The 22,741-nt window shown below is 41.2% G+C and carries 16 protein-coding genes; 9 read left to right on the top strand and 7 right to left on the bottom strand.

The window, feature by feature from the left end:
- Positions 1-194: 194 nt before the first annotated feature.
- From FNH22_RS01960 to FNH22_RS01940, 5 genes are all read left to right on the top strand, one after another.
- Positions 195-1,445: an efflux RND transporter periplasmic adaptor subunit gene (locus tag FNH22_RS01960; protein WP_143396629.1), complete on the top strand. Its 1,251-nt coding sequence runs from the start codon at positions 195-197 to the stop codon at positions 1,443-1,445.
- 51 nt (positions 1,446-1,496) lie between these two features.
- Positions 1,497-2,186 carry an ABC transporter ATP-binding protein gene (locus FNH22_RS01955; protein ID WP_143396628.1) on the top strand — a complete coding sequence of 230 codons (690 nt, stop codon included), beginning with the start codon at positions 1,497-1,499 and terminating at the stop codon, positions 2,184-2,186.
- A 161-nt stretch (positions 2,187-2,347) separates the two neighbouring features.
- Positions 2,348-4,723, top strand: a complete 2,376-nt coding sequence (locus FNH22_RS01950) for an ABC transporter permease (protein ID WP_143396627.1) — start codon at positions 2,348-2,350, stop codon at positions 4,721-4,723.
- Positions 4,724-4,782: 59 nt separating this feature from the next.
- The gene (locus tag FNH22_RS01945; protein ID WP_143396626.1) at positions 4,783-7,188 is read left to right on the top strand and encodes an ABC transporter permease; all 2,406 of its coding nucleotides are present in this window, start codon (positions 4,783-4,785) and stop codon (positions 7,186-7,188) included.
- A gap of 75 nt (positions 7,189-7,263) precedes the next feature.
- A complete protein-coding gene (locus tag FNH22_RS01940) occupies positions 7,264-8,163 on the top strand; it encodes a DMT family transporter (protein ID WP_143396625.1) in 900 nt (299 codons plus the stop codon).
- Between the two features lie 9 nt (positions 8,164-8,172).
- Here FNH22_RS01940 and FNH22_RS01935 read toward each other — a convergent pair whose 3' ends face one another.
- From FNH22_RS01935 to FNH22_RS01915, 5 genes are all read right to left on the bottom strand, one after another.
- On the bottom strand, positions 8,173-11,112 hold the full coding sequence (locus tag FNH22_RS01935) for a leucine--tRNA ligase (RefSeq protein WP_143396624.1): 2,940 nt from the start codon (positions 11,110-11,112) through the stop codon (positions 8,173-8,175).
- Between the two features lie 191 nt (positions 11,113-11,303).
- A complete protein-coding gene (locus FNH22_RS01930; protein WP_143396623.1) occupies positions 11,304-12,074 on the bottom strand; it encodes a hypothetical protein in 771 nt (256 codons plus the stop codon).
- A gap of 45 nt (positions 12,075-12,119) precedes the next feature.
- Entirely contained in the window at positions 12,120-12,275 is a 156-nt protein-coding gene (locus FNH22_RS01925) for an Arc family DNA binding domain-containing protein (RefSeq protein ID WP_143396622.1), read from the bottom strand.
- Positions 12,268-12,810, bottom strand: coding sequence for a hypothetical protein (locus tag FNH22_RS01920; protein ID WP_143396621.1), 543 nt, complete (start codon positions 12,808-12,810; stop codon positions 12,268-12,270). The genes FNH22_RS01925 and FNH22_RS01920 overlap by 8 nt, the downstream gene beginning before the upstream one ends.
- A 2-nt stretch (positions 12,811-12,812) precedes the next feature.
- Positions 12,813-13,667 carry an SPFH domain-containing protein gene (locus FNH22_RS01915; RefSeq protein WP_143396620.1) on the bottom strand — a complete coding sequence of 285 codons (855 nt, stop codon included), beginning with the start codon at positions 13,665-13,667 and terminating at the stop codon, positions 12,813-12,815.
- Positions 13,668-13,809: 142 nt separating this feature from the next.
- Between FNH22_RS01915 and FNH22_RS01910 the strand changes: the two genes are divergently transcribed.
- Positions 13,810-14,685: a bestrophin family protein gene (locus FNH22_RS01910; RefSeq protein WP_143396619.1), complete on the top strand. Its 876-nt coding sequence runs from the start codon at positions 13,810-13,812 to the stop codon at positions 14,683-14,685.
- A 203-nt stretch (positions 14,686-14,888) separates the two neighbouring features.
- A complete protein-coding gene (locus tag FNH22_RS01905; protein WP_143396618.1) occupies positions 14,889-17,108 on the top strand; it encodes an amino acid permease in 2,220 nt (739 codons plus the stop codon).
- Between the two features lie 24 nt (positions 17,109-17,132).
- Here the strand turns inward: FNH22_RS01905 and FNH22_RS01900 are convergent, their stop codons facing one another.
- Together FNH22_RS01900 and FNH22_RS01895 are read right to left on the bottom strand one after the other, a co-directional pair.
- Positions 17,133-17,870, bottom strand: a complete 738-nt coding sequence (locus tag FNH22_RS01900; RefSeq protein ID WP_143396617.1) for a TerC family protein — start codon at positions 17,868-17,870, stop codon at positions 17,133-17,135.
- A gap of 68 nt (positions 17,871-17,938) precedes the next feature.
- A complete protein-coding gene (locus tag FNH22_RS01895) occupies positions 17,939-18,673 on the bottom strand; it encodes a class I SAM-dependent methyltransferase (protein WP_143396616.1) in 735 nt (244 codons plus the stop codon).
- Between the two features lie 178 nt (positions 18,674-18,851).
- Here FNH22_RS01895 and FNH22_RS01890 point away from each other — a divergent pair, with 178 nt between their 5' ends.
- The gene (locus FNH22_RS01890) at positions 18,852-19,388 is read left to right on the top strand and encodes a hypothetical protein (protein ID WP_143396615.1); all 537 of its coding nucleotides are present in this window, start codon (positions 18,852-18,854) and stop codon (positions 19,386-19,388) included.
- 35 nt (positions 19,389-19,423) lie between these two features.
- Positions 19,424-22,732 (top strand): SusC/RagA family TonB-linked outer membrane protein, encoded by a 3,309-nt coding sequence (locus tag FNH22_RS01885; protein ID WP_143396614.1) that lies wholly within the window; start codon positions 19,424-19,426, stop codon positions 22,730-22,732.
- Positions 22,733-22,741 lie beyond the last annotated feature (9 nt).

Genomic DNA, 22,741 nt, shown 5'->3' with positions numbered 1-22,741 from the left:
AGGTGCTAAGTGTTTTAAAGAATACGTAAATGAACAGTATAATGTTCGGTAGCGGACGATCTCGTTCATTCATGAACGCTGGCGGACTGCTGTTTAGACATCAGAGGCATTTTAAACAGTATTCTGCCATTTGGCACACTTGTTGGCAAGTGCTATGTAAACAATCTATGAATAGCTTTAAATAGCACTTCCACATGGACAAAAAGATAAAGAAGAAGAAATGGACTGTAAAACGGATAGGAGCCATCCTGGGTGGAACCCTTCTGGTCGTCTTTGTTGGTTATCAATTACTTTTTGCAGATCGAAGAAGTAAGTTGAATGTAGAAAAGGAAAAGATAACCATAGCTACCGTAAAGAGAGGTGCATTTCTTGAATTTATTCCTCAAACAGGTACCGTAGAGCCGAGTGTAACCTTTTATCTGGACGCTATTGAAGGGGGTACCATAAAAAAAGTGCATGCTGAGAGTGGAGCTATGCTGAAAAAAGGCGATTTTATCATAGAATTGTCTAACTTGAACAGGGAATTGAGTGTACTCAGTCAAGAAGCAAGTTTAAATGAAAGTATTAATCAGATCAGGCGAACCAAGCTGCAACTGGAGCAGAATGATCTTCAGCAACAGCAAACATTGGCATTGATCGACAACCAACTGGAAAAACTGGAACCACAGTATAAGAGACAAAAAATGCTTTACGAAAAAGACTTGATCTCTAAGCAGGATTTTGAACAGACCAAAGCTGATTATGAATACAATGTAAAACGTAAAAAGATTACCTACACCAGTTATAAAAATGATTCTATGAGTAGGGTCCGGCAACTGGTTCAATTCAATAAATCTGAACAGAGGATGACCGAAAGTTTGGCGGGCGTGGGCCAGATATTGGATAACCTTGACATTCGTTCCCCCATAGAAGGGCAGCTGACTACTCCTCAACTTGTGGAAGGGCAGTCTGTAAATCCCGGGCAACGACTGGGACAAGTGGATAAAGTGGGTAGTTATAAAGTACGGGTGCCCATAGATGAACTCTATTTACCTAAGATCTTCAAAGGCCTGTCAGCGACCACACGATTTGATAATAAGCAATACGAGCTTACGATCACCTACATTTATCCTAACATAATCAATGGTCGTTTTGAGGTGGATATGGAGTTTGTTGCCGAGACACCCAAAGGGATAAGAAGGGGTCAATCATTGCGAATGCGTATAGAACTTGGCCAGCCGTCAGAAGAACTTTTGCTGCCTGTAGGAGGATTTTACAAAGATACTGGTGGCAACTGGGTGTTTGTTGTAAATGAAGATGGGACACGGGCGGAAAAACGGAACATTCGATTAGGAAGAAAGAATACAGAACACTTTGAAGTAGAAGAGGGGCTTGAACCGGGTGATAGAGTGATCACCTCTTCCTATGATAATTTTGGTGATAATGAAGTACTAATACTCAAATAAATAATAAATAAATTCATCCCATAGCTTTTGGGCATATCTAAATCACAACTCATGATAAAAATTAAAAACTTACAAAAAGTGTACACTACGGATGAAGTAGAAACCACTGCCTTAAATAGCATCAATATCGAAATCAAAGAAGGCGAGTTTGTCGCTATTATGGGACCTTCCGGATGTGGTAAATCTACTTTATTGAATATTCTGGGACTTTTAGACAACCCATCGGATGGTGAATATCATTTCGGTGAGCATGAAGTGTCCAATTATTCTGAAAGGCAAAGGGCTCAATTAAGGAAAGGTTCTATTGGATTCGTATTCCAAAGTTTTAACCTGATTGACGAATTAACTGTATTTGAAAATGTAGAACTGCCTTTGTTATACCTGAAAGTACCTTCTGCAGAAAGAAAACAACGCGTAGAAGAGGTACTGGAGCGCATGAATATCATGCACAGAAGAAATCACTTTCCCCAGCAACTATCCGGTGGACAGCAGCAGAGGGTAGCCATAGCCCGTGCCATTGTAGCCAAGCCAAAAGTAATTCTTGCAGATGAGCCTACAGGTAACCTGGATTCTGCAAACGGTGAAGAAGTCATGAAACTATTGGCGGAGTTAAATGAAGAAGGGACTACCATTATAATGGTGACCCACTCTCCTTACGATGCTAATTATGCACATAGGATCATCAATTTATTTGATGGTAAGGTGGTTACAGAGAATATTAAGGAACAATTCCATATTTAATAAAACGGAAAACCACTCCCTGGTCAAGAGTGGTTTTTTTTAAACCAGATACTAGGTAATACCTAGTACTGAGCAAAAATCGTTTGCCTTCTGTGCAACTTCCCCCGGGTTTTTGTAGTCAATATAGCATTACCAAGATAAAAAACTCAAACAACGCTAATATGCTTAAGAACTACCTTAAAATTACACTCCGCAGTTTGTGGAAGAGTAAGCTCTTTGTCTTGATCAATATTCTGGGGATGGGCGTAGCCGTCAGTTGCTGTATTGTAGCCTATCTCAATTATGATTTCAATGTAAATTTTGATAACACACAAAACCATGAAGGCCTGTACCGTGTAGACATAGTACGCACTATGCAGGGGCAGGAAAGGCTTTTTGGAATGTCTCCCATGCCTCTGGGTGCTATCATGCAGCAGAACTTTGGTGAAGTAGAAGCCACCGTGCGCTATGTGCCGAGTGGGGGGAATTTTAAAGTTCAGGATGAGCTTTATTCTGAAAACTTCACTTTTGTTGATCCTGACTTTTTTGAAGTATTCAATTTTGAATTTGTCGCCGGAACTAAATCTGCTCTTAAGGATAAAGCCAGTGTAGTCATCAGCCAGCAGCTTGCCATCAAATACTTTGGTCAGGATGAAGCCATAGGGAAGACGCTTACTCATATGACTGACAACGGCCCTAAGAATTACATGGTAGCCGGCATATTTCAGGACATGCCGCTAAATTCCAGTTTTAGCAATGTGAAAACAGTTACGAATATCAATAATTTCTTCGACCTGTCTGAAGGAAATGAGCAGGAGGATTGGAGCAAATGGAGCACGCTATTTATTAAGGTAGATAATGTCAGTCGTATAAAACCAATTGAACAGAGACTTTTAGATTATGTAGAGATCCAGAATAAGGCGCGCCTGGACTTTAAAATTGAACGTTATGAACTGGAACCCTTTGAGGGGATGGCGCATAGAGCCGGCAATGAAGAAGTTTGGGGGCATTGGTTACAGCAGTCTATTCCACCGCCAGCCGTAGTTGTGCCTACCATAATGGCAGTACTGATATTATTGATCGCTTGTTTCAATTTTACAAATACTTCCATAGCCATTTCCAGTCGCAGACTGAAAGAGATAGGTATAAGAAAAGTGATGGGAGGAATGCGAGGACAACTGGTTGCGCAGTTTTTGTTAGAGAATGTACTATTATGCTTTATGGGTATGTTAGTTGGAGTAGCCTTTTCGTTTTTTCTTGTTCCTGCCTACAGTGAAATGTGGCCCTTCCTCGAACTAAAACTTGATTTTTATCAAAATGCCGCGTTCTTTTTGTTTATGCTTGGCATGTTGTTATTCACAGGTTTGCTGGCAGGAAGTTATCCTGCATTTTACATTACCAGTTTTGCTCCGGCAGGTATATTGAAAGGTATACAGAAATTGGGAGAGTCCGGGAAACTGGCTCCTGTGCTGTTGACTACACAATTCAGCATCTCGCTTATCGCGATCATTTTGGGTGTGGCCTTCTATCAAAATGCCATTTATCAGGATGAAATGGATTATGGCTTTGATAATAAAGGGGTCATCACGTTACATATGGGGAATGAAGATGAATACCAGGTCTTTAAAAATCAAATTAGAAATGATCCCAGGATACTGTCTTTAGCAGGTTCAGAGCATCAGTTGGAACGATCTTACAGGAACGATCCAATAAAAAATGCCGACAAGGAATTTGATGTGGATATTTTTCATGTAGGTGAAAATTTTATTGAAACACTAAATTTTACCGTTTTGGAAGGAAGGTCTTTTATTAAGGACTCTGAAACGGATTATAAAGAATCCGTTCTGGTATCCGAAGAGATGGTAAAGACTTTCGGTTGGAAGGAACCTATAGGTCAGAAACTTACCTGGACAGATACAGCACAGTTTTATGTCATAGGTGTGGTGAAAAATGCATTTGTAGAAGGACTTTGGTCGCAGCTGGACCCAATGATGTTACGCTATGTTCCCAAAAAGGACTATGAGTTCCTTACAGTAAAAACTACTCAGGCAGATATGATCGCTGTGAACAATTATCTCAAAGAGGAATGGAAGAAATTGTATCCGGATAAAATGTATACCGGTGAATTTATGGATGAAGAAATGAGTGATTCAATGCAGGTAAACACGAATGTGATCCAGATGTTTACTTTTTTAGGGGCCGTAGCTACGTTCTTATCTACCATTGGACTTTTTAGCCTGGTATCATTGAGTATTGTTAAACGAATGAAAGAAATAGGTGTCCGGAAAGTGTTGGGCGCCTCTATTCCTAATATCATGCTCATTTTAAATAAGCGGTTCTCTATTATACTGTTTATTGCCGTGGTTTTTGGTTCTGTAATTAGCTTTTATATGGTCAACATGTTTATGGATATGATCTGGAAATATCATATTATACCTGGAGTAGCTACTTTCGGCATTTCAGCGTTGATCCTGATTGTAGCAGCTTTATTCACCACAGGTTTTAAGATCTATGGAGCTGCCTCAATGAATCCTGTTAATACTTTGAGAACAGAGTGACTTTGATCCTAAGTTTTCAAAAAGGATTTAATGATTAACATTCAACCCACAAAAAGATCATGATCAAAAATTATTTTAAGGTAGCCTTACGAAACATTGGCAGACATAAATTTTTCTCCATCATTAATATAGCAGGACTCACTATGGGTATTGCTGCCTGCTTATTTGTGGTCATGTACATATATGACGAATTGAATTATGATCATATCCATGAAAAAGGAGAGAGGATGTACCGAGTCGGTTTGCATGGTAAGCTAGCGGGGCAGGAGATATTTACTACCACCACTTGTAACCCTATGTCACGCGCTTTGGTAGAGGAGATTCCTGAAGTAGAAGAAGCAGTACGGGTCAATAATATGGGAGAATGGATATTCAGGTATGAAGACATGGCATTTAATGAAGAGGGGATCGTGGCTTCTGATTCTAATTTTTTCAACTTTTTCAGTTTTAAACTCCTGGCGGGGGACCCCCAAACGGCACTTAAAGCTCCAAACAGTATTGTAATAAATGAAGAGCTGGCTCAGAAATATTTTGGTACAGAGCCGGCGCTTGATAAGACCTTATCTATTGGTAATAGCAAATTGGAGTATCTGGTGACCGGGGTTATGGAAAAAGTACCCGGTAATTCTCATATAAAGTTTAACGCTATTCTATCGTCCAGCAGTTTTAAGTGGATGAATCGACCCAATTGGTTGGGTAATAGCCTTTGGACATATTATGTCTTGAAAGAAGGAGCAGACGCTGCCACGGTGGATAAAAAGCTTGAACCTATTGTGGAAATAAACGTAGCTCCCGTATTGAAAGAGTTTATGGGAAAGACTTTGGAGGAATTCAGAGCAGAAGGAGGCATCTATGAGTACTTCAGCATGCCGATGTATGACATTCATTTAAAATCAGATTTACAAGACGAACCGGAACCCCCTGGTGATATGGATTACGTAGTGATCCTCGCAGTGATCGGCACTTTTATTATTCTCATTGCCTGTATCAATTTCATGAATCTTACCACGGCCAAATCAGCTGGCCGTGCCAAAGAAGTAGGTTTGCGTAAAACGTTAGGTTCATTGAGGCAGACATTAATAATACAATTCCTAACGGAATCAATGATATATGCAATTAGCGCTTCCATCCTGGCACTTGTGGTGGTCTATGTGTTTTTACCTTCATTTAATATACTCTCAGGTAAAGAGCTGGTTATTGAGACATTGGCTGAACCTTTTATTTTAACCGTATTTATCTTACTTACCCTGTTTGTTGGTCTGCTGGCCGGGAGTTACCCTGCATTTTATCTTACTTCTTTTAAGATCACGGAGGTGCTGAAGGGGAAGGTGAGGGCAGGTATGAAAAGCGGAGGGATCAGAAGTTTTCTGGTTACATTTCAATTTTGGATCTCTATTGTGCTTATGATCTGCACTGCCATCGTGTTTCAGCAGTTGAATTATGTTCAGAATAAACATTTAGGAATAGATAAGGAACATGTGCTATTGATTGAAGACGCTGACAGACTTGAAAATGATAAAATTGCTTTTAAAAACCAGTTAGAATCAAATAACGCTATTATAGGTACCAGTTATTCCAACAATATGGTCCCTGGTGTGAATAACACCACGATATTTCGTGCAGTAGGTAGTGATGCAGATCACATTATGTCTACTTATTTGGCTGACTACGATCATCTTGATGCACTGGGGTTTGAACTGACAGAAGGTCGGTTTTTTTCCAAGGACTTTCCTGCTGATTCGGGTGCTGTCCTGGTGAATGAAGCAGCCGTAAGAGAGTTGGGTTGGGACAATGCATTGGAGGAGAAGTTGATATACTTTGATGGTGACGACCCAAAATCCATGGAGGTCATTGGAGTGATGAAGGATTTCAATTTTGAAAGCCTCAAGATAAAAGTGAGACCCTTGGTTTTGAGATTAACGAATACCAGCAACATTCTCTATGTTCGATTTTCCGGTGAAAACCCTGAAAAAGTCATTCAATATATTGAACAAGAATGGAAAGGGCTGGCGCCTGGAGAGCCGCTGCAATACTCGTTCCTGGATGAAGACTTTGATGCATTATTCCGCGCAGAACAACGTTTAAGTACAGTGTTTACTGTATTCACAGGCATTGCTATTTTTATTGCATGCTTAGGTTTGTTTGGATTAGCGGCATTTACCTCTGAACAACGCACTAAAGAGATAGGTGTTCGCAAGGTGATGGGGGCCAGTGTTTGGAGTATTACAGCATTAATGTCCAGAGATTTTGCCAAACTGGTCATTCTTGCCTTCATTCTTGCCATCTACCCGGCTTATTATTTCATGGATAATTGGCTGGAAGGCTTTGCTAATCGTATTGATCTAAGTGCATGGGTGTTTATCATAGCAGGAGGTTTATCTATCATTATTGCCTGGTGTACGGTTAGTTTTCAATCGTTAAAAGCTGCGCGGGCCAATCCTGTAAATTCTTTGAAATATGAATGAAAACCTTAGTGAGTGAAAGGATATCATAATCCGTAGGGCACCTTCAGAAACTAAATACTACTTTTGCCGCCTTATATGAATAAGCGGAACCCTTTTTACATTGCCTTGATCGTGGCAGTTCTGGGTGTAGTACTCTTCTCGGCAAAGGCCGTGCTGGTGAAACTGGCTTATCAGTATGATGTGGAGGCCATTCCACTGTTGCTTTTTCGGATGGCGTTTTCCTTACCGGTGTATGCGGTTGTAGCGTTGATTTCCCGGCCAAAGAAACCGCAGGCTATTAGACTTAAAGACTATTTCTGGATTTTTATATTTGGTTTTATTGGCTATTACCTTGCCAGCCTGTTCGACTTTATAGGATTACAGTACATCAAAGCGAGTTTAGAACGGATCATCCTTTTCGCTTACCCAACACTGGTGGTATTCATTTCCTGGCTTTTTTTGAAAGAACGGCCCGCCAAGGTGCAACTTGTCGCCATTGTCATTTCTTATGTTGGGATCCTGATTACTTTCTATGACGAATTAGATGTACAGGGGCAGGGCTCAGGGGTGATTTTTGGTGGAATTATGGTGCTCTTAAGCGCTATCACCTACGCCTCTTACCTGGTGGGAAGCGGATGGCTCATTCCTAAATTTGGTGCTACAACCTTCACGTCATATGCTATGATCATTTCCTGTTTGTGTGTTATGGTACATTATGGCCTCTTCATAAGGTCCGATCTGTTTCACTATCCAAAGGAAGTCTATTGGCTTGGGTTTGCCATGGCTATGTTATCAACGGTCATACCTTCCTACATGGTTTCTTTTGCAATAAAACATATGGGAGCTGCCAGCTTTTCAATTGTTGGTAGCCTGGGGCCCTTTTCCACCATAGTATTAGCCAATATTTTCCTGGAAGAACAAATGACGATACTCCAACTGGCCGGTGCTGTAGTAGTAATTGTGGGGGTAATGATCGTTTCTAAAGCTAAAAAATAGTTGTAGTTTTTACACTACGACATTCACGATCTTTTTTGGGACCACTATTACTTTTTTCGGCGTTTTCCCATCCAGCCACTTCATTATAGCTTCTGAAGCTAACACCTGTTTTTCAATGTCCTCTTTGGGCATATCCAGTGGAAAACTCATTTTTGCACGCATTTTACCATTAACGGATACCGGGTACTCATGCTCGCTTTCTATCAAATAGGCTTCGTTGTACTCCGGGAAGGTAGCCTTGGTGATGCTCTCTACATGCCCCAGTTTATGCCATAACTCTTCACAGATGTGAGGGGCATACGGAGAGATAGCAACTACCAAATCAGATAGTACCCTGCCTTTGTTACACTTTAAAGCTGTAAGCTCGTTTACACAGATCATAAACTCACTTACCGAAGTATTAAAAGAGTAGTTCTCAATATCTTCCTGGGCCTTTTTAATGGTTTTATGCAACACCTTTAATTCTTCTTTGCCCGGTTCAGCATCGGTGACGATGAAATTATTGTCATTATCATGAAACAGGTTCCATAGTTTTCGGAGAAACTTAAAGACACCGTCTATGCCATTGGTATTCCAGGGTTTAAACTGCTCCAAAGGCCCGAGGAACATTTCATAAAGCCGTAGCGTATCAGCACCATACCGTTCTACAATATCATCCGGATTAACTACATTATGGTATCTTTTTGACATCTTTTCAACCTCAGCGCCACATTGATATTTTTTGTCAGCGTCAGGTATGATAATGGCTTCGTTCAGCTCCGGTCGCCAACTTTTGAACCCGTCGATATCGAGTATGTCATTACGTACCAACGAGATGTCCACATGCATCGGAGAGAACTGCTGTTTCGTCAGATCAGTCAGTGCCCAGGAGGTACTGTTTGCTTTATTAAAGCTTTCTAACGCTTCGTTGATCAACCGTTCTATGATTTCCTGTTCTGCTTTGGTAAGGTTGGACTTTTCGATTTTATCAATAATACCTTTTGAAAGGAATATCTGGGGTGATTTGGTTTTTTCATTCTCTGAACCAGCTGACATGATCATGCGATACACAAAGCTCGACCGCCCCTGGATCATTCCCTGGTTGATCAGTTTTTTGAAAGGCTCTGCGTGGCTGACCCATCCTCTGTCATATAAAAACAGATTCCAGAATCGTGAATATAGCAAGTGTCCGGTGGCGTGTTCAGTTCCTCCCAGATACAGGTCTACCTGCCCCCAATAATCGCTTATTGCTTTCTTTGTAAATTCACCCTTATTTTCAGGGTCCATGTACCGCAAAAAGTACCAGCTGGATGCGGCCCAGCCTGGCATAGTGGTCAACTCCAGGGGGTGTCCTTTGTACGTCCAGTCTTTGGCACGTCCTAAAGGGGGTTCACCGGTTTCCGTAGGTTTGTATTGATCAATTGCCGGTAATTCCAGTGGCAGGTCTTTTTCTTCTATTAAATAAGGTAGGTCATTTTTAAAATAAGCTGGCACAGGTTCTCCCCAGTATCGCTGGCGGCTGAATACGGCATCACGCATCCGAAAATTTACTTTCGCCTTGCCAAAGCCTTGCTCTTCGGCATGCTTAATTGCTTTCTGCAATGCGTCTTTGGAATGTATACCATCTAAAATGCCAGAATTGATCATGACCCCATGCTTTTTTTCCGTAGGGTCTTCCAGGTCTTGTGTCCCATCAATGACCAACTCAACCGGTAGATCGAAATGCTTTGCAAATCGAAAGTCACGTTCATCAGAAGAGGGTACGGCCATTACTACTCCTGTGCCATAACCCGCCAGTACATAATCTGCTACCCATAAAGGAATGGGTTGATTATTAAAAGGGTTAATGACATATGACCCTGTGAAAACACCTGAAACAGATTTCACATCCGTTTGTCTTTCACGCTCTGAGCGGTTTTTTGCTGCTGTAGTGTATTGTTCTACTTCGTTCTTGCGGTCAGGCGTAGTAAGCTGGTCAATCCATTCATGTTCGGGAGCAATGACCAGGAAGGTCACTCCATAAATGGTATCGGGTCTTGTAGTAAAAGCAGTTAACGTAAGATCAGATTGCGGACCATTTGTAGAGGGAGTTGTCCGGAACTGGAGTTCACAACCGTATGACTTACCTATCCAGTTGGTCTGCATGTCTTTCATGGACTCTGACCAGTCGAGCGTTTCCAGGTTATGTAACAAACGATCTGCATACGCAGTGATGCGCATCATCCACTGCTTCATTTTTTTACGCTCAACAGGGTGTCCGCCACGTTCTGATACGCCGTCTTTTACTTCGTCATTAGCAAGTACGGTACCTAATATCGGGCACCAGTTCACTACGGCCTCAGATGGAAAGGTAAGTCGGTAATGCAATAGTAAACGAAGCTGCTCTTCCTCATCGCTGTTGTTCCATTCTTCAGCAGAAAAAGTTGGTGTGTCATCATCGCACTCTGCATTTAAAGCGCCATTTCCACTTGTTTTAAGTAGTGCGATCAGGGTTTCGATAGGTTCAGCCTTATCGGTGTCTTTATTGTACCAGCTATTAAAAAGCTGCATAAAGATCCACTGTGTCCATCGGTAATAATCGGACTGATGTGTTTGTACTTCACGGTCCCAGTCAAATGAAAACCCGATATTTTTAAGTTGTTCCTTATATCGCTTTATGTTTTGTTCAGTGGTTATGGCCGGGTGTTGGCCTGTTTGAATAGCGTATTGCTCAGCGGGGAGACCAAACGAGTCAAATCCCATAGGGTGAAGTACATTGAAACCTTTCAGGGTTTTGTATCGGGATACGATATCCGAAGCAATATATCCAAGTGGATGGCCTACATGGAGCCCTGCTCCGGAAGGGTAAGGAAACATGTCCAGGGCATAGAATTTAGGCTTTTCAGAGGTGTTTTCTGATTTGTATACCTGGTTATCCGCCCAGAAATGTTGCCACTTTTTTTCAATTTCCCGAAAGTTATATTCCGCCATAAATGTCAGTATTGTGCCTATCAAGCTTAATTAAATGGCTGCAAAAATAGTAATTTGAATTGATTGGTTTCGGACTTGCCAATAAGTTATGGACGACTTTTTTAGTCTGACAAAATTACACTGAACAAAGAGATAAATGGTCTTGCTCAAACTATGGCAAGTGGTGATCAAACTATGGAAACCTATGGCGCTTATTTTAAGTACTCCAATAACGTATCAATATCAGCCTGTATACCAGTGTAACGGGCGGTTTCTTCTTTCAAAGCTCCTTTGAGATAGCCCGGCACTTTATCACCGTTTTCGATTTTTTCGGTAATGTCTTCCAGTAGTGTGCTGAGCTCATCTGATGCACCGGCTGCCTGAAGCTTTTCAGTAATAGAATAGATCAATGTCAGCTCTTTTGTTTGTTTCACCGGTTTCTTTTTTTTCTTTTTATCGTCTACGATCACATGTGGACTGGTGCCCAGGCAGTCATTATAAGCTGTAACAAGTTCCTCTATATTGGAAGCCTTGTATGTTCTATCCATGACTTTTGATTCTACTGTAGGGCAATCCTCTAAAAAGGAAGAGACTACCTTTTTAAAGGTTAGGTTAGGTACTTCTATCCCTTCATTGGTATTTTTATGTAAATACCTTGGGCCAAAATCGTAGCTATTGCCTGCCCGAAAAGCATACAGTCCCAGGTAGCCACTTTGTATCTCCTGCATTATTCTGTACTTATTCTGCATTTTGATGGTCTTATAGGTCACTCCCTTTTTAACAAAACCAAGAAATTGATGCGCTTTATACCTGTTTTTTTTGCCATCTTTTTTGAAGATGATCTCCTCAAAGTAGTCATTGGGCAGAAGTATATCGATTTTACCGGTTAAAGAATCTCCCGAAGCCTTTATAAGTAGATCGGACTGTGCCTGAGATAAGAATGGTAAAAGAAGCAACAAGAATAAGGTCTTACCTGATTTCATAAGTACATGTGTTTCATACAAAAATAAAAGAAAATTACACAGTCACTAGCCCTTCCTGGTCCTACCCGCCTCTCTTAGGGCCTTAGCTATGATCCATTCCAGTTGCCCGTTGGTACTGCGAAATTCATCTGCGGCCCACTTTTCTACGGCTTTTAGCGTTTCCGGATCCAGACGTAACACGAAAGGCTTCTTTTTAGCCATATTCTTCTTCTTTATGTCCGACCATGAATTTTTGAGTAGCCTTTTTCAGCGCTTCCGGCTTTTGAGTGCCAAGTAATAGTTTAGTGTCATCCTTAAAAATGATCTGAAGCCCCATGTTGCCTTGTACGTTCAGGGCCCCATTATCTTTTCTCATGAATACCCTGTAACCCCAGCCGCCATATTCATTGATTGCAGCGTATTTTCTTATGTAAACTTTTTTCAACTGATCTTTTGATATCCTGTTCCAGCTTCTGATGTAAGGGAAATAACGATAGTGAATATAATTTCGATCTATTTTTATTTCCAATTTGGCTAATATGATCATTACATTGCATACTACTAACGTGATGATTGCAAGTAAAAAAACAATTATCAAGGTGCTGTCACTTGTAGGTTTAGTGCCCCATGGTTCTCCCAGGTAAAATTGGGTATAAAAAGCATGTGTGAAGAGTCCGAGGATCAGCGCATTGACCCCCATCATCAAAGCCCATAACCACCATTGCTTAAATCGTTGCTCTTCTTGAAAATAACTCATAATTAGTGATTCAAAGTTCCGGAATTAACAACAGGTGTTATGTCTTTATCCGCACATAATACCACCATCAAGTTACTGACCATCGCTGCCTTCCGGTCTTCATCCAGTTCAATTACCTCTCGTTTTGACAAGTCTTCCAGCGCCATTTCCACCATGCTTACTGCACCTTCTACTATTTTATGTCGTGCAGCAACGATGGCAGAAGCCTGTTGTCTTCTCAACATGGCACCGGCTATTTCTGACGCATAGGCCAGGTAGCCTATCCTTGCTTCAATAACATTGATACCTGCTATCTCCAGTCGTTGTCCAAGGGTTTCTTCCAATGCATGATTTACTTCGTCCAGCCCGGAGCGGAGTGTTATCTCTGCCTCATCGTCTTCAAAATTGTCATAAGGATAACGTCCGGCTAGTTTTCGTACAGCCGCGTCACTTTGTATCCTTACAAAATTTTCATAATCATCTACATCAAAAGCGGCTTTGTAGGTATTTTCTACCTTCCAAACCAGGATAACACCTATCAGAATAGGGTTACCTACTTTATCGTTTACTTTGATACGTTCACTATCAAAGTTTCTGGCCCTCAGAGAGATAGGCTTCTTTGTGTATAATGGATTTACCCAGAAAAACCCATTCTTTTTTACCGTACCCTTATAATTTCCGAAAAGTACCAGTACCCTTGATCCGTTGGGGTTTACAAAGAAGAAGCCAGGTAGTAGCAAGAGTGTACCAATGATCCCGATAATGAAGACCGGATTTCGAAAGGCAGATAACATAAAAATACTTCCGCATAAAATGATAAACACTACCAATACCATAATGTAGCCGGAAATGGGGTTGTTTTCTTGTTCTTTATTCATAATAGTGATATTAAAATGATATCAAAAATATATTAATATAAATAACAACGGACGGGTAAACCAGAAGGTTACATGATTTTTAATAGACTGGTTTTTTAAAAGGACTCTTTGTATTTTGCCGCGCTTAAAGCATACTTTTATTATGGTTCGTTATAATCCTAAGACCTGGTTTTCATTGATCTTTCACGCGTACAGCCGTCAGGTTATGCGTACGTTAATGCCTGCATTACTTTTTATGGCGATATACACCGGTGCATTGGCGTATCTGGACCTGGATTATTTCAAGTGGAATTTCAAAAGTACCACCGCTGTACATTCACTACTGGGCATTGTACTTGGTTTGTTCCTGGTATTTCGGGTAAATTCTGCCTATGACCGGTGGTGGGAAGGGCGTAAATTTTGGGGAAGCCTGGTCAATAATACGCGTAACCTGGCCTTAAAGCTGGGCGGCTTTTTACCTGAAGATGACAGGGAAAATCGCAGCTACTTTGCTCAGATGATCCCAAATTTCGTTGCAGCATTAAAGGAACATTTGAGAAAAGGCGTAGATATGAACGACCTGGACCTTATAGAAGAAGAAGATTTTCTTAAACGGTTAAAGGGTAAAGAACATATTCCCAACATTATCACGTTAATGCTTTACAAAAAAGTAAATGAACTGTATAAAAAAAAGATCATCACCGGAGACCATTTTTTTGTCCTGGACAAAGAAATAAAAAGCTTTTCTGACATCATGGGGGGGTGTGAAAGAATAAAAAATACTCCCATTCCTTACTCTTACAGCATGTATGTTAAGAAATTTATTTTCACGTATACCATTACATTACCTTTTGCATTCATTCATGAATTTCACTATTGGACTGTCCCAATCGTTTTGTTGATCTTTTATGTTTTGATCAGTGTGGAAATTATTGCTGAAGAAATTGAAGACCCTTTTGGTAAAGACGTGAACGACCTGCCCACGGATGATCTCACCGAAAAGATCAAAAAAAATGTTAGAGAGATTTTAATTGACTAAGGAAGGTTCGTTAGAAATGCCTGGCCGATAATAAAATAAAGGATAACTGCTATCTACATAACAAGATCTACTCTTATGCCATCTTGGTATTTTTGATATAATTCCATGATGTGTTTCACGTTTTATGGGTATTGAAATTCTAAAAGATAAACTTTTATGGCTATAAGCGTCTCCATATATTGGTCATACTATTTTCATGATGCATGAACATTAAAGAAAGTAAAGCCAATTTTGGTACTGCGCCTGTATTCTTTACAGCTATATCTACTATCCTAGGGGCGGTTATGTTCCTTCGGTTTGGATATGCTGTCGGTAATGTTGGGTTCATAGGCACTTTAGGTATCGTCTTGTTTGGTCACCTGGTGACCATTCCTACCGCTATGGCCATTGCTGAAATAGCGACAAATCAGAAAGTAGAAGGGGGTGGCGAATATTATATCATATCCAGGTCTTTCGGAATAAACGTAGGGGCGGCTATAGGTTTCGCTTTATATCTGTCTCAGGCCATTAGTGTGGCTTTTTATATTATCGCTTTTGCCGAGGCCTTTGACCCTGTATTGGTTTGGATTGGCGATTTCTGGAAGGTTGACTACATTGAAAAGCGCCTGATCAGTTTGCCGGCAGTGATCATTTTGAGCATTGTCATGATAAAAAAGGGAGCGAACCTGGGAATGAAGGCGCTCTATGTAGTGGTAGCTATTTTGATTTTGTCTCTCATCTTCTTTTTTATGGGTACTACGGACTATCAACAAAACCTTCAGAAATTAGATTGGAGTAATACCATTGTTGACTCGGATAATTTTTTCCTTGTATTTGCGATTGTTTTCCCTGCCTTCACCGGAATGACAGCAGGCGTAGGGCTTTCAGGGGACTTGAAAGACCCAAAAAAGTCAATACCGGTAGGGACACTGGCAGCCACAGTCATTGGTATGATTATTTATGTATGTATAGCTTATAAAATGGCCATATCGGTCAGCCCGGAGGATTTAAATGCTGATCAACTCATTATGTCGAAAGTGGCCATTTGGGGGCCGATTATTCCGATCGGTCTTGCATGTGCTACTATATCTTCGGCATTAGGTAGTATTATGGTGGCGCCCCGAACATTGCAGGCATTGGCTGGTGACCGTGTTTTTCCCATTCCTTTGATCAACCGATGGTTGTCAAAGGGTAAGCCGGTAACGAATGAACCTATTAATGCCACTATCATAACTAGCGCACTGGCCATATTTTTTGTGGCCATTGGAGATGTCAACGCTGTAGCTGAGATCATATCCATGTTTTTTATGATCACATACGGGTCGTTATGCTTGATTTCCTTTCTTCAGCATTTCGCTGCAGACCCATCCTACCGGCCTTCCTTTAAGTCTAAATGGTATATTTCATTACTTGGTGCCATCTTATGTATTTACCTGATGTTCCAAATGAACGCCCCCTATGCATTGGTATCCATTCTATTCATGACATCGGTTTACTTTTTTGTGACCTATACCAGTAAGAGTAAAGAGGGGCTTGCAAAAATATTTCAGGGAGTTATCTTTCAGCTTAGTCGCAGGCTTCAGGTATTTCTTCAAAAAGCTGAAAAAGGGGAAGATAATTGGAGACCTTCGGTCATATGTATTTCACCCGACTTTTTTCATCGACCTACCGCATTTCAGTTGATGCGCTGGCTGTCGCATCGTTATGGCTTCGGTACGTATTTACATTATATAAACGGATATCTTTCCAAGGACTCACATAAGAAAGCACAAGAAGAATTACAGCGATTGTTAAAAGTGAGTGGTGCCAGTAAGAGTAATGTTTTTATTGACACCTTGATTTCACCATCCTTCACCAGTGCGGTGGCACAAGCAATGCAGTTACCAAGTGTTTCAGGTAAAGATATTAACATGATCCTTTTTGAGTTTTCAAAGCATGAACCGGATAACCTGACCGATATCATGGAGAATTTCACATTGGTGAAGTCTGCTGAGTTTGACATATGTATTTTAGCCTCTTCTGACAAAGAGTATGGTTTTAGCCAGAGCATTCATATTTGGCTTACCCCCAATGATTTGAAAAACAGCAGCTTGATGATCTTGCTGGGATACATCATTATGGGACATCGCGACTGGAAGCATGCAGAGATAAAAATATTCGCGGTAGTAAGGAAAAATGAGATCTCAGAGCAGGAGCAGAAGCTTCTTGCCTTAATAAAAGCGGGCCGTCTTCCCATATCCCCTAAAAACATAGCGATCATCAAACATAATGAAGATGTTTCCACGAAAGATATTATTAACGGCCGGTCCAAAGATGCGGACCTTACTATTGTAGGATTTAGAGCAGAAGCAGTAAAGCAGCTAGGTACTGAGCTTTTTGCCGGTTATGAAGAAATAGGTAATGTTCTCTTCGTAAATGCTACAAAAGTAAAAGAGATCAACTGATACAGGCAGGTGTCAAATTATCCGCTACTCGATCCTTTTTCTCAGTTTGACAGGTGCATTTTTCTTTTTTCGGATTTTCATATTGAGTACTTCTACGATCAGGGAAAAGAAAACAGCAAAGTAAATATACCCCTTTGGTACATGGTGGTGCAGGGCTTCAATCCCTAACATAAATCCGATTAATATGAGAAATGACAGGGCTAACACTTCCAAAGAAGGGTGCTTACTGATGAAATCAGCGATGTTTTTGGCAAACACTATCATAATGCCAATTGAGATGATCACAGCAATGATCATCAGAATGAGTTGATCTGTGAGACCTATGGCAGTCAGAATAGAATCAAAGGAAAAAATGAGATCCAGTAAAATGATCTGTACTATTACTGTGAAAAGTGAGCTGGCTTTAACTTCTGATTGTTTTTCAGGTGTACCCTCCATCTTATGGTGTACTTCCATCGTGCTTTTAAAGATCAGGAATAAGCCGCCGGCTAACAGTATCAGGTCGCGCCCGCTCAACTCAGTATCGAAGATGCTAAAGAGCGGCTGGGTAAAGCCTATGATCCAAGTAATGCCTAACAAAAGGGCTACGCGAAAAACAAGCGCTAGTGTTAAACCAATATTACGGGCTTTAGGCTGTTCGGATTCGGGTAATTTATTGGATACAATGGATATGAATATGATATTATCAATTCCGAGGACAATCTCCAGAAAGGTAAGCGTTAATAGGGCGATCCATGATTCGGCGTGAGCAAATATTTCCATAATATCCAAATATAGCGTTAGTTCCAGATTCTGCACCTAAGAGGAGCTTCTTTCTTGGATTCAAGGTGTTAAGTACTCACTATACCTGCGAATAGAAAGATAGGAAAGGTCACATTTTTTGGTGTATTCCAGTCAGGTTTCAAAGGCGCAAGGTAATTTGAAACGGGACTAGTACCATTTCGCTTTATGTAATGCTGTACGGCAGACCAGGAGTTAAGGTATCCTGCTAACTGTTCAAAATCCCACTGTGTTTGATATTCGAACCTGTCTTCCACCATTTGATCCAGGTCCAGATGGATGCCGGCATATTTACTTCTCCATATTTCTCTTTCCGGGTCCCAGTAATCACCTATTACCTGATCATGAAAATGCATTACCGCCTTATCTATGTCCGGAGATATAATCGGTAAATGATACAACCAATAAGCCACTACACACCCCGGTTTAGCCACACGCTTAATTTCTTTGGAAAACTTGTCCTGGTCAAACCAATGGGCTGCCTGTGCCACAGTGATCAGGTCGATGGAACGGTCGGCCAGGCCAGACTTTTCAGCAGAAGCCACAGTGTATTCAATGTTTTCTTTCAACGGGGCCTGGTCTAATTGCGCTTGAGATATATCAGTAGCATATACTTGGGAGAAGTATTGGGCCAGTTCAACGGCCACCTGTCCGTTTCCCGTACCGCAGTCCCAGGCGGAATGAGGGTTTTTAACCCTGCTTAAAAGATGTTGATATAACGGTGCAGGATAATGTGGCCGGAATTTGGCGTAGGTATGGGCTTGCTTTGAAAAGTTATCTTTCATATGGCTTATAGCGTAATATGGGGTGTGTTTAAAAAAGTAATGATCCTATTTTATGGTAGTACAGCGACAATTTACCTGATAATCCATTTTTACAAACCTTTGTGATTAACAAATAGCCAAAATTATTGTATCTTAATTAATTAAACTGCTTGAACATTTAAATGTAAACTAGTTGAATATGAAAAGAAATGTACTAAATACTTTTTTGGTTGTCTTAGCCTTAACTTTTACTGCTTGCGGAGATGATGATGAGGCGGCTCCTAGTCATGAGGTTGGAAAATGGGATTTGAAGAGTTATGCACTTATTAATGTTCCCAGTGAGTATGCAAGTAATGAAGGCCTAGCCATTGGATTGAACCAGATTAACCTGGGTATTACAGATTACGATTTAGAATTAAATTCAAATGGGTCATTTGACAGATCTATTACGTTTATTGGTAGACTTCCGCAAGATGACTTAGGCACCTGGGTTTTAGAAGATGATGAACTTACACTGGATTCAGATGAGTCTTCTGATAATGAAGAATTTACAGTAGAGAAAAATCAAAGTGATGACCTTTGGCTCAGTGTTTCAAGTAGTATTTCTTTGAGAAAGGATGCTATAAATGATACGTTGACAGCAGCATACTTTAATTCGCTTACAGCACAGGAGCAGCAAGCTCTATCTGATCAAGTTAGCCTTGACTTAGTTTTCGTATTTGGTAGGGATGAATAAGACGCTGTATTAGAGCTAGGTGAGGTGTGAGATTAATGAAAAAAAAGCTTATATTCTTCATATCACTTTTTAGTGTTTTTTCGACTTTTGCTCAAAATAAGAATGCTTTAAAGGGATTAATTAAAGATACTCAAGGCAATCCACTCGTTGGTGTATCAGTTCTGATTGATGGCACCACCAACGGCACCATATCCGATGTTGAGGGCCAGTTCAACCTGGAAGTTGAACAGGGAACCGTTTTGGTTTTCAGCATGATCAGTATGCAAACCAAACGTGTGACCGTCGGCAATCAAACCAACATATCGGTGGTGTTGGAAGATGAAGCTGCCATATTGAATGAAGTGGTGGTCACTGGTTTTCAGGAGTTAGACAGAAAGCTGTTTACCGGGGCTTCGGAAAGTGTAAAGATGTCTGAGATCCAGGCCAATGGTATGTCCGATATTAGCCGTATGCTGGAAGGACAGGTAGCAGGCGTGAACGTAGATAATGTATCCGGTACTTTTGGTACTACTCCTAAAATACGTATCAGGGGTAATGCTTCCATTAATGGCAATAACCAGCCTTTGTTTGTGGTAGATGGAGTGATCCTGGAGGACCTGCAAAATGTAAATACCGAAGATTTCATTTCAGGCAATGCCAATACATTAATAAGTTCTTCTATTGCCAACCTGAACCCAAGCGACATCGAGTCTTTCGAGATACTCAAGGATGCTTCTGCCACAGCCATTTACGGTGCCAGGGCGGCTAATGGAGTGATCGTTGTCACCACCAAAAGAGGACAAAGTGGTGCACTTCAAGTGAATTATTCAGGAAATTTTTCCATGAAACTCCGGCCTACTTACAATCAGTTTGACCTTTTAAACTCTGCGGAAGAATTATCAGTATACAGGGAGCTGGAGGATAAAGGTCTTATAGACATTAGTACTTCCGTGCGTGCACAAACATTTGGTGCACTGGGTAAGATGTTTTCGCTCATTGCCAATCATGAATTGGAATGGGGTGTTGGAGGTGGGCTTAATGAAGAGTTTCTTAACCAGTATGAAAATGCCAACACGGATTGGTTCGATGTGCTTTTCAGAGATTACGGCATCCAGCAGCAACATTCTCTCAGCTTCACATCAGGTACCGAAAAATCCAATAACTACTATTCACTAAGTTATCTGAATGACCAGGGACAGACCATAGCCGATAATGTACAGCGTATCACAGGAACAGCCCGTAATACGTATTTTATATCGGATAAATTCTCTTTTGGGTTAAAACTTACCGCCAGCTACAGGGACCAACGTGTTCCCGGAACACGAAACAGGCAGCTGGACCCTATTACAGGTCAGTTTAACAGGGATTTTGATATTAACCCACTGAGTTATTCCCTAAATACTGCCAGGTCCATTCGTCCTGTTGATGAAAATGGCGATCGTGAATTCTTTCGTCGGAATTTTGCGCCTTTTAATGTGCTGGATGAACTGAACCTGAACTTTATTGACATTAACGTAGTGGACGTTTCCGCCCAGACGGATTTTGAGATCAATCCATTGAAAAATTTATCCATTAAAGGGGTATTTCAGGCCAGGTACGCTACTACTGAGCGTGATCATGTGGTTCATGAGAATTCAAACCAGGCAGAAGCTTACCGGGCTAATCAAACCCAGTTTATCCAGGATGCCAATAACCTTCTTTTCAGAGATCCTGATAACCCGGGACTGAATCCAATAGTGGTGTTACCTCAGGGAGGATTCAACTACCTGGATATAAGTGAACTGCTAAACTATTTTACCCGCATTAGTGTGGAATGGTCTAAAACGTTCAATTCAGATCATGAAATAAATGTGCTGGCCGGTCAGGAACTTCGTTTTACTGATCGTACCTCTACCAGCTCTACAGGTATTGGAGTCGTTTATGGTAGTGGAGGTATTGTGGTGACTGATCCTAACATTATTGAATTCTTTAATCTCCAAAACATCGACTACTTTACACGGGATGAAGGCCGGGACCGGTTTTTTGGATTGTTTTTAAACGGAGGGTATTCGTATAAGTCACGTTACGTGGGAAATTTTACCGTACGATACGATGGGTCTAACCAGTTGGGAGCCAGCACCGATGCGCGTTATCTTCCTACCTGGAACGTGAGTGGGGCCTGGAATGCTCACAACGAATCGTTTATGCAAGGGTATTCTTTTATAGACAACCTTAAGTTAAGGGCCACTTACGGGGTTTCCGGTAACCTTCCCCCAAATGCCAGCGCACTACTGAACCTTCGGGCTGACGTAACAGTACGACCTACTGACGTGGAGCCGTTTTTAAATATTGAAGACCTTACCAATACTGAGCTTACCTGGGAAAAACTCAATGAATTTAACGTAGGGTTGGATGTGGGTTTATTTAACTCTCGTGTGAATGCATCTCTCAATTACTATCAAAGACAGGCCTTTGATCTTATAGGGGTAGTCCAAACCAGTGGAGTAGGGGGACAAGGGTTAAAGCTGGGGAACTTTGCCGATATGGAATCATTCGGCTATGAATTATCATTGACTACGTTGAATTATCGTACGAATAACTTCAGTTGGAGTACAAACTTCAATTTTGGGTATACCAAGGACGAAGTCACTAAGCTTGATTTCGGCCCCAGAATAGTTGACGCTATCGGTCAGAACGGAGCAGCTGTATTGGGTGGGCCCAGAAGAGGCCTTTATTCCACCCAATTTGCCGGATTGAACGGACAAGGCATTCCTACCTTTATTGACGGGAATGGAGAGACAGTCTTTCAATATGATCTGCAAAACAGGCAAGATTTGCAGGAAACATTGTTGTTTGAAGGTTCTGCCGAACCCAGGGGAGCCGGAGGCTTTACCAATACGTTCACCTACAAAGGGATAACCCTGAGCGTATTGCTATCTTACAAGTTTGATTATAAGATACGATTAAATGACGCATTTTTCCCTACCTATACTGATTTTGATGCACTTCCCGGTGATCTGGTAAATAGATGGGCGGTACCTGGTGATGAGAACCTTACGGATATACCTGTTATCCTGGACAGGGGTGTATCACAGACGAATGGTGATGTAGTGCTGGCTTATCAGCTCTATAATAAAAGTACGGTAAGAGTGGCAGATGGAAATTACCTGAGATTAAAAACAGTACGATTGTCTTACCAGCTGCCATCACGTATAATGAGCCGCCTTGGCCTGAACAATGGCTCAGTATCGGTAGAGGGACAGAACCTTGCCCTGCTATATTCTGACGATGTATTAAACGGGCAGGATCCTGAATTTTTCAGTTCCGGAGGCGTGGCGCTTCCACAACCAAGATTGATCACTTTTTCTTTGAATTTGGGATTATGATGAAGCAGT

Source organism: Fulvivirga sp. M361 (assembly GCF_007097395.1).
Lineage (GTDB): Bacteria > Bacteroidota > Bacteroidia > Cytophagales > Cyclobacteriaceae > Fulvivirga.
Note: the sequence above shows the minus strand (reverse complement) of the source record. Positions and strands in the feature narration are given on the sequence as shown.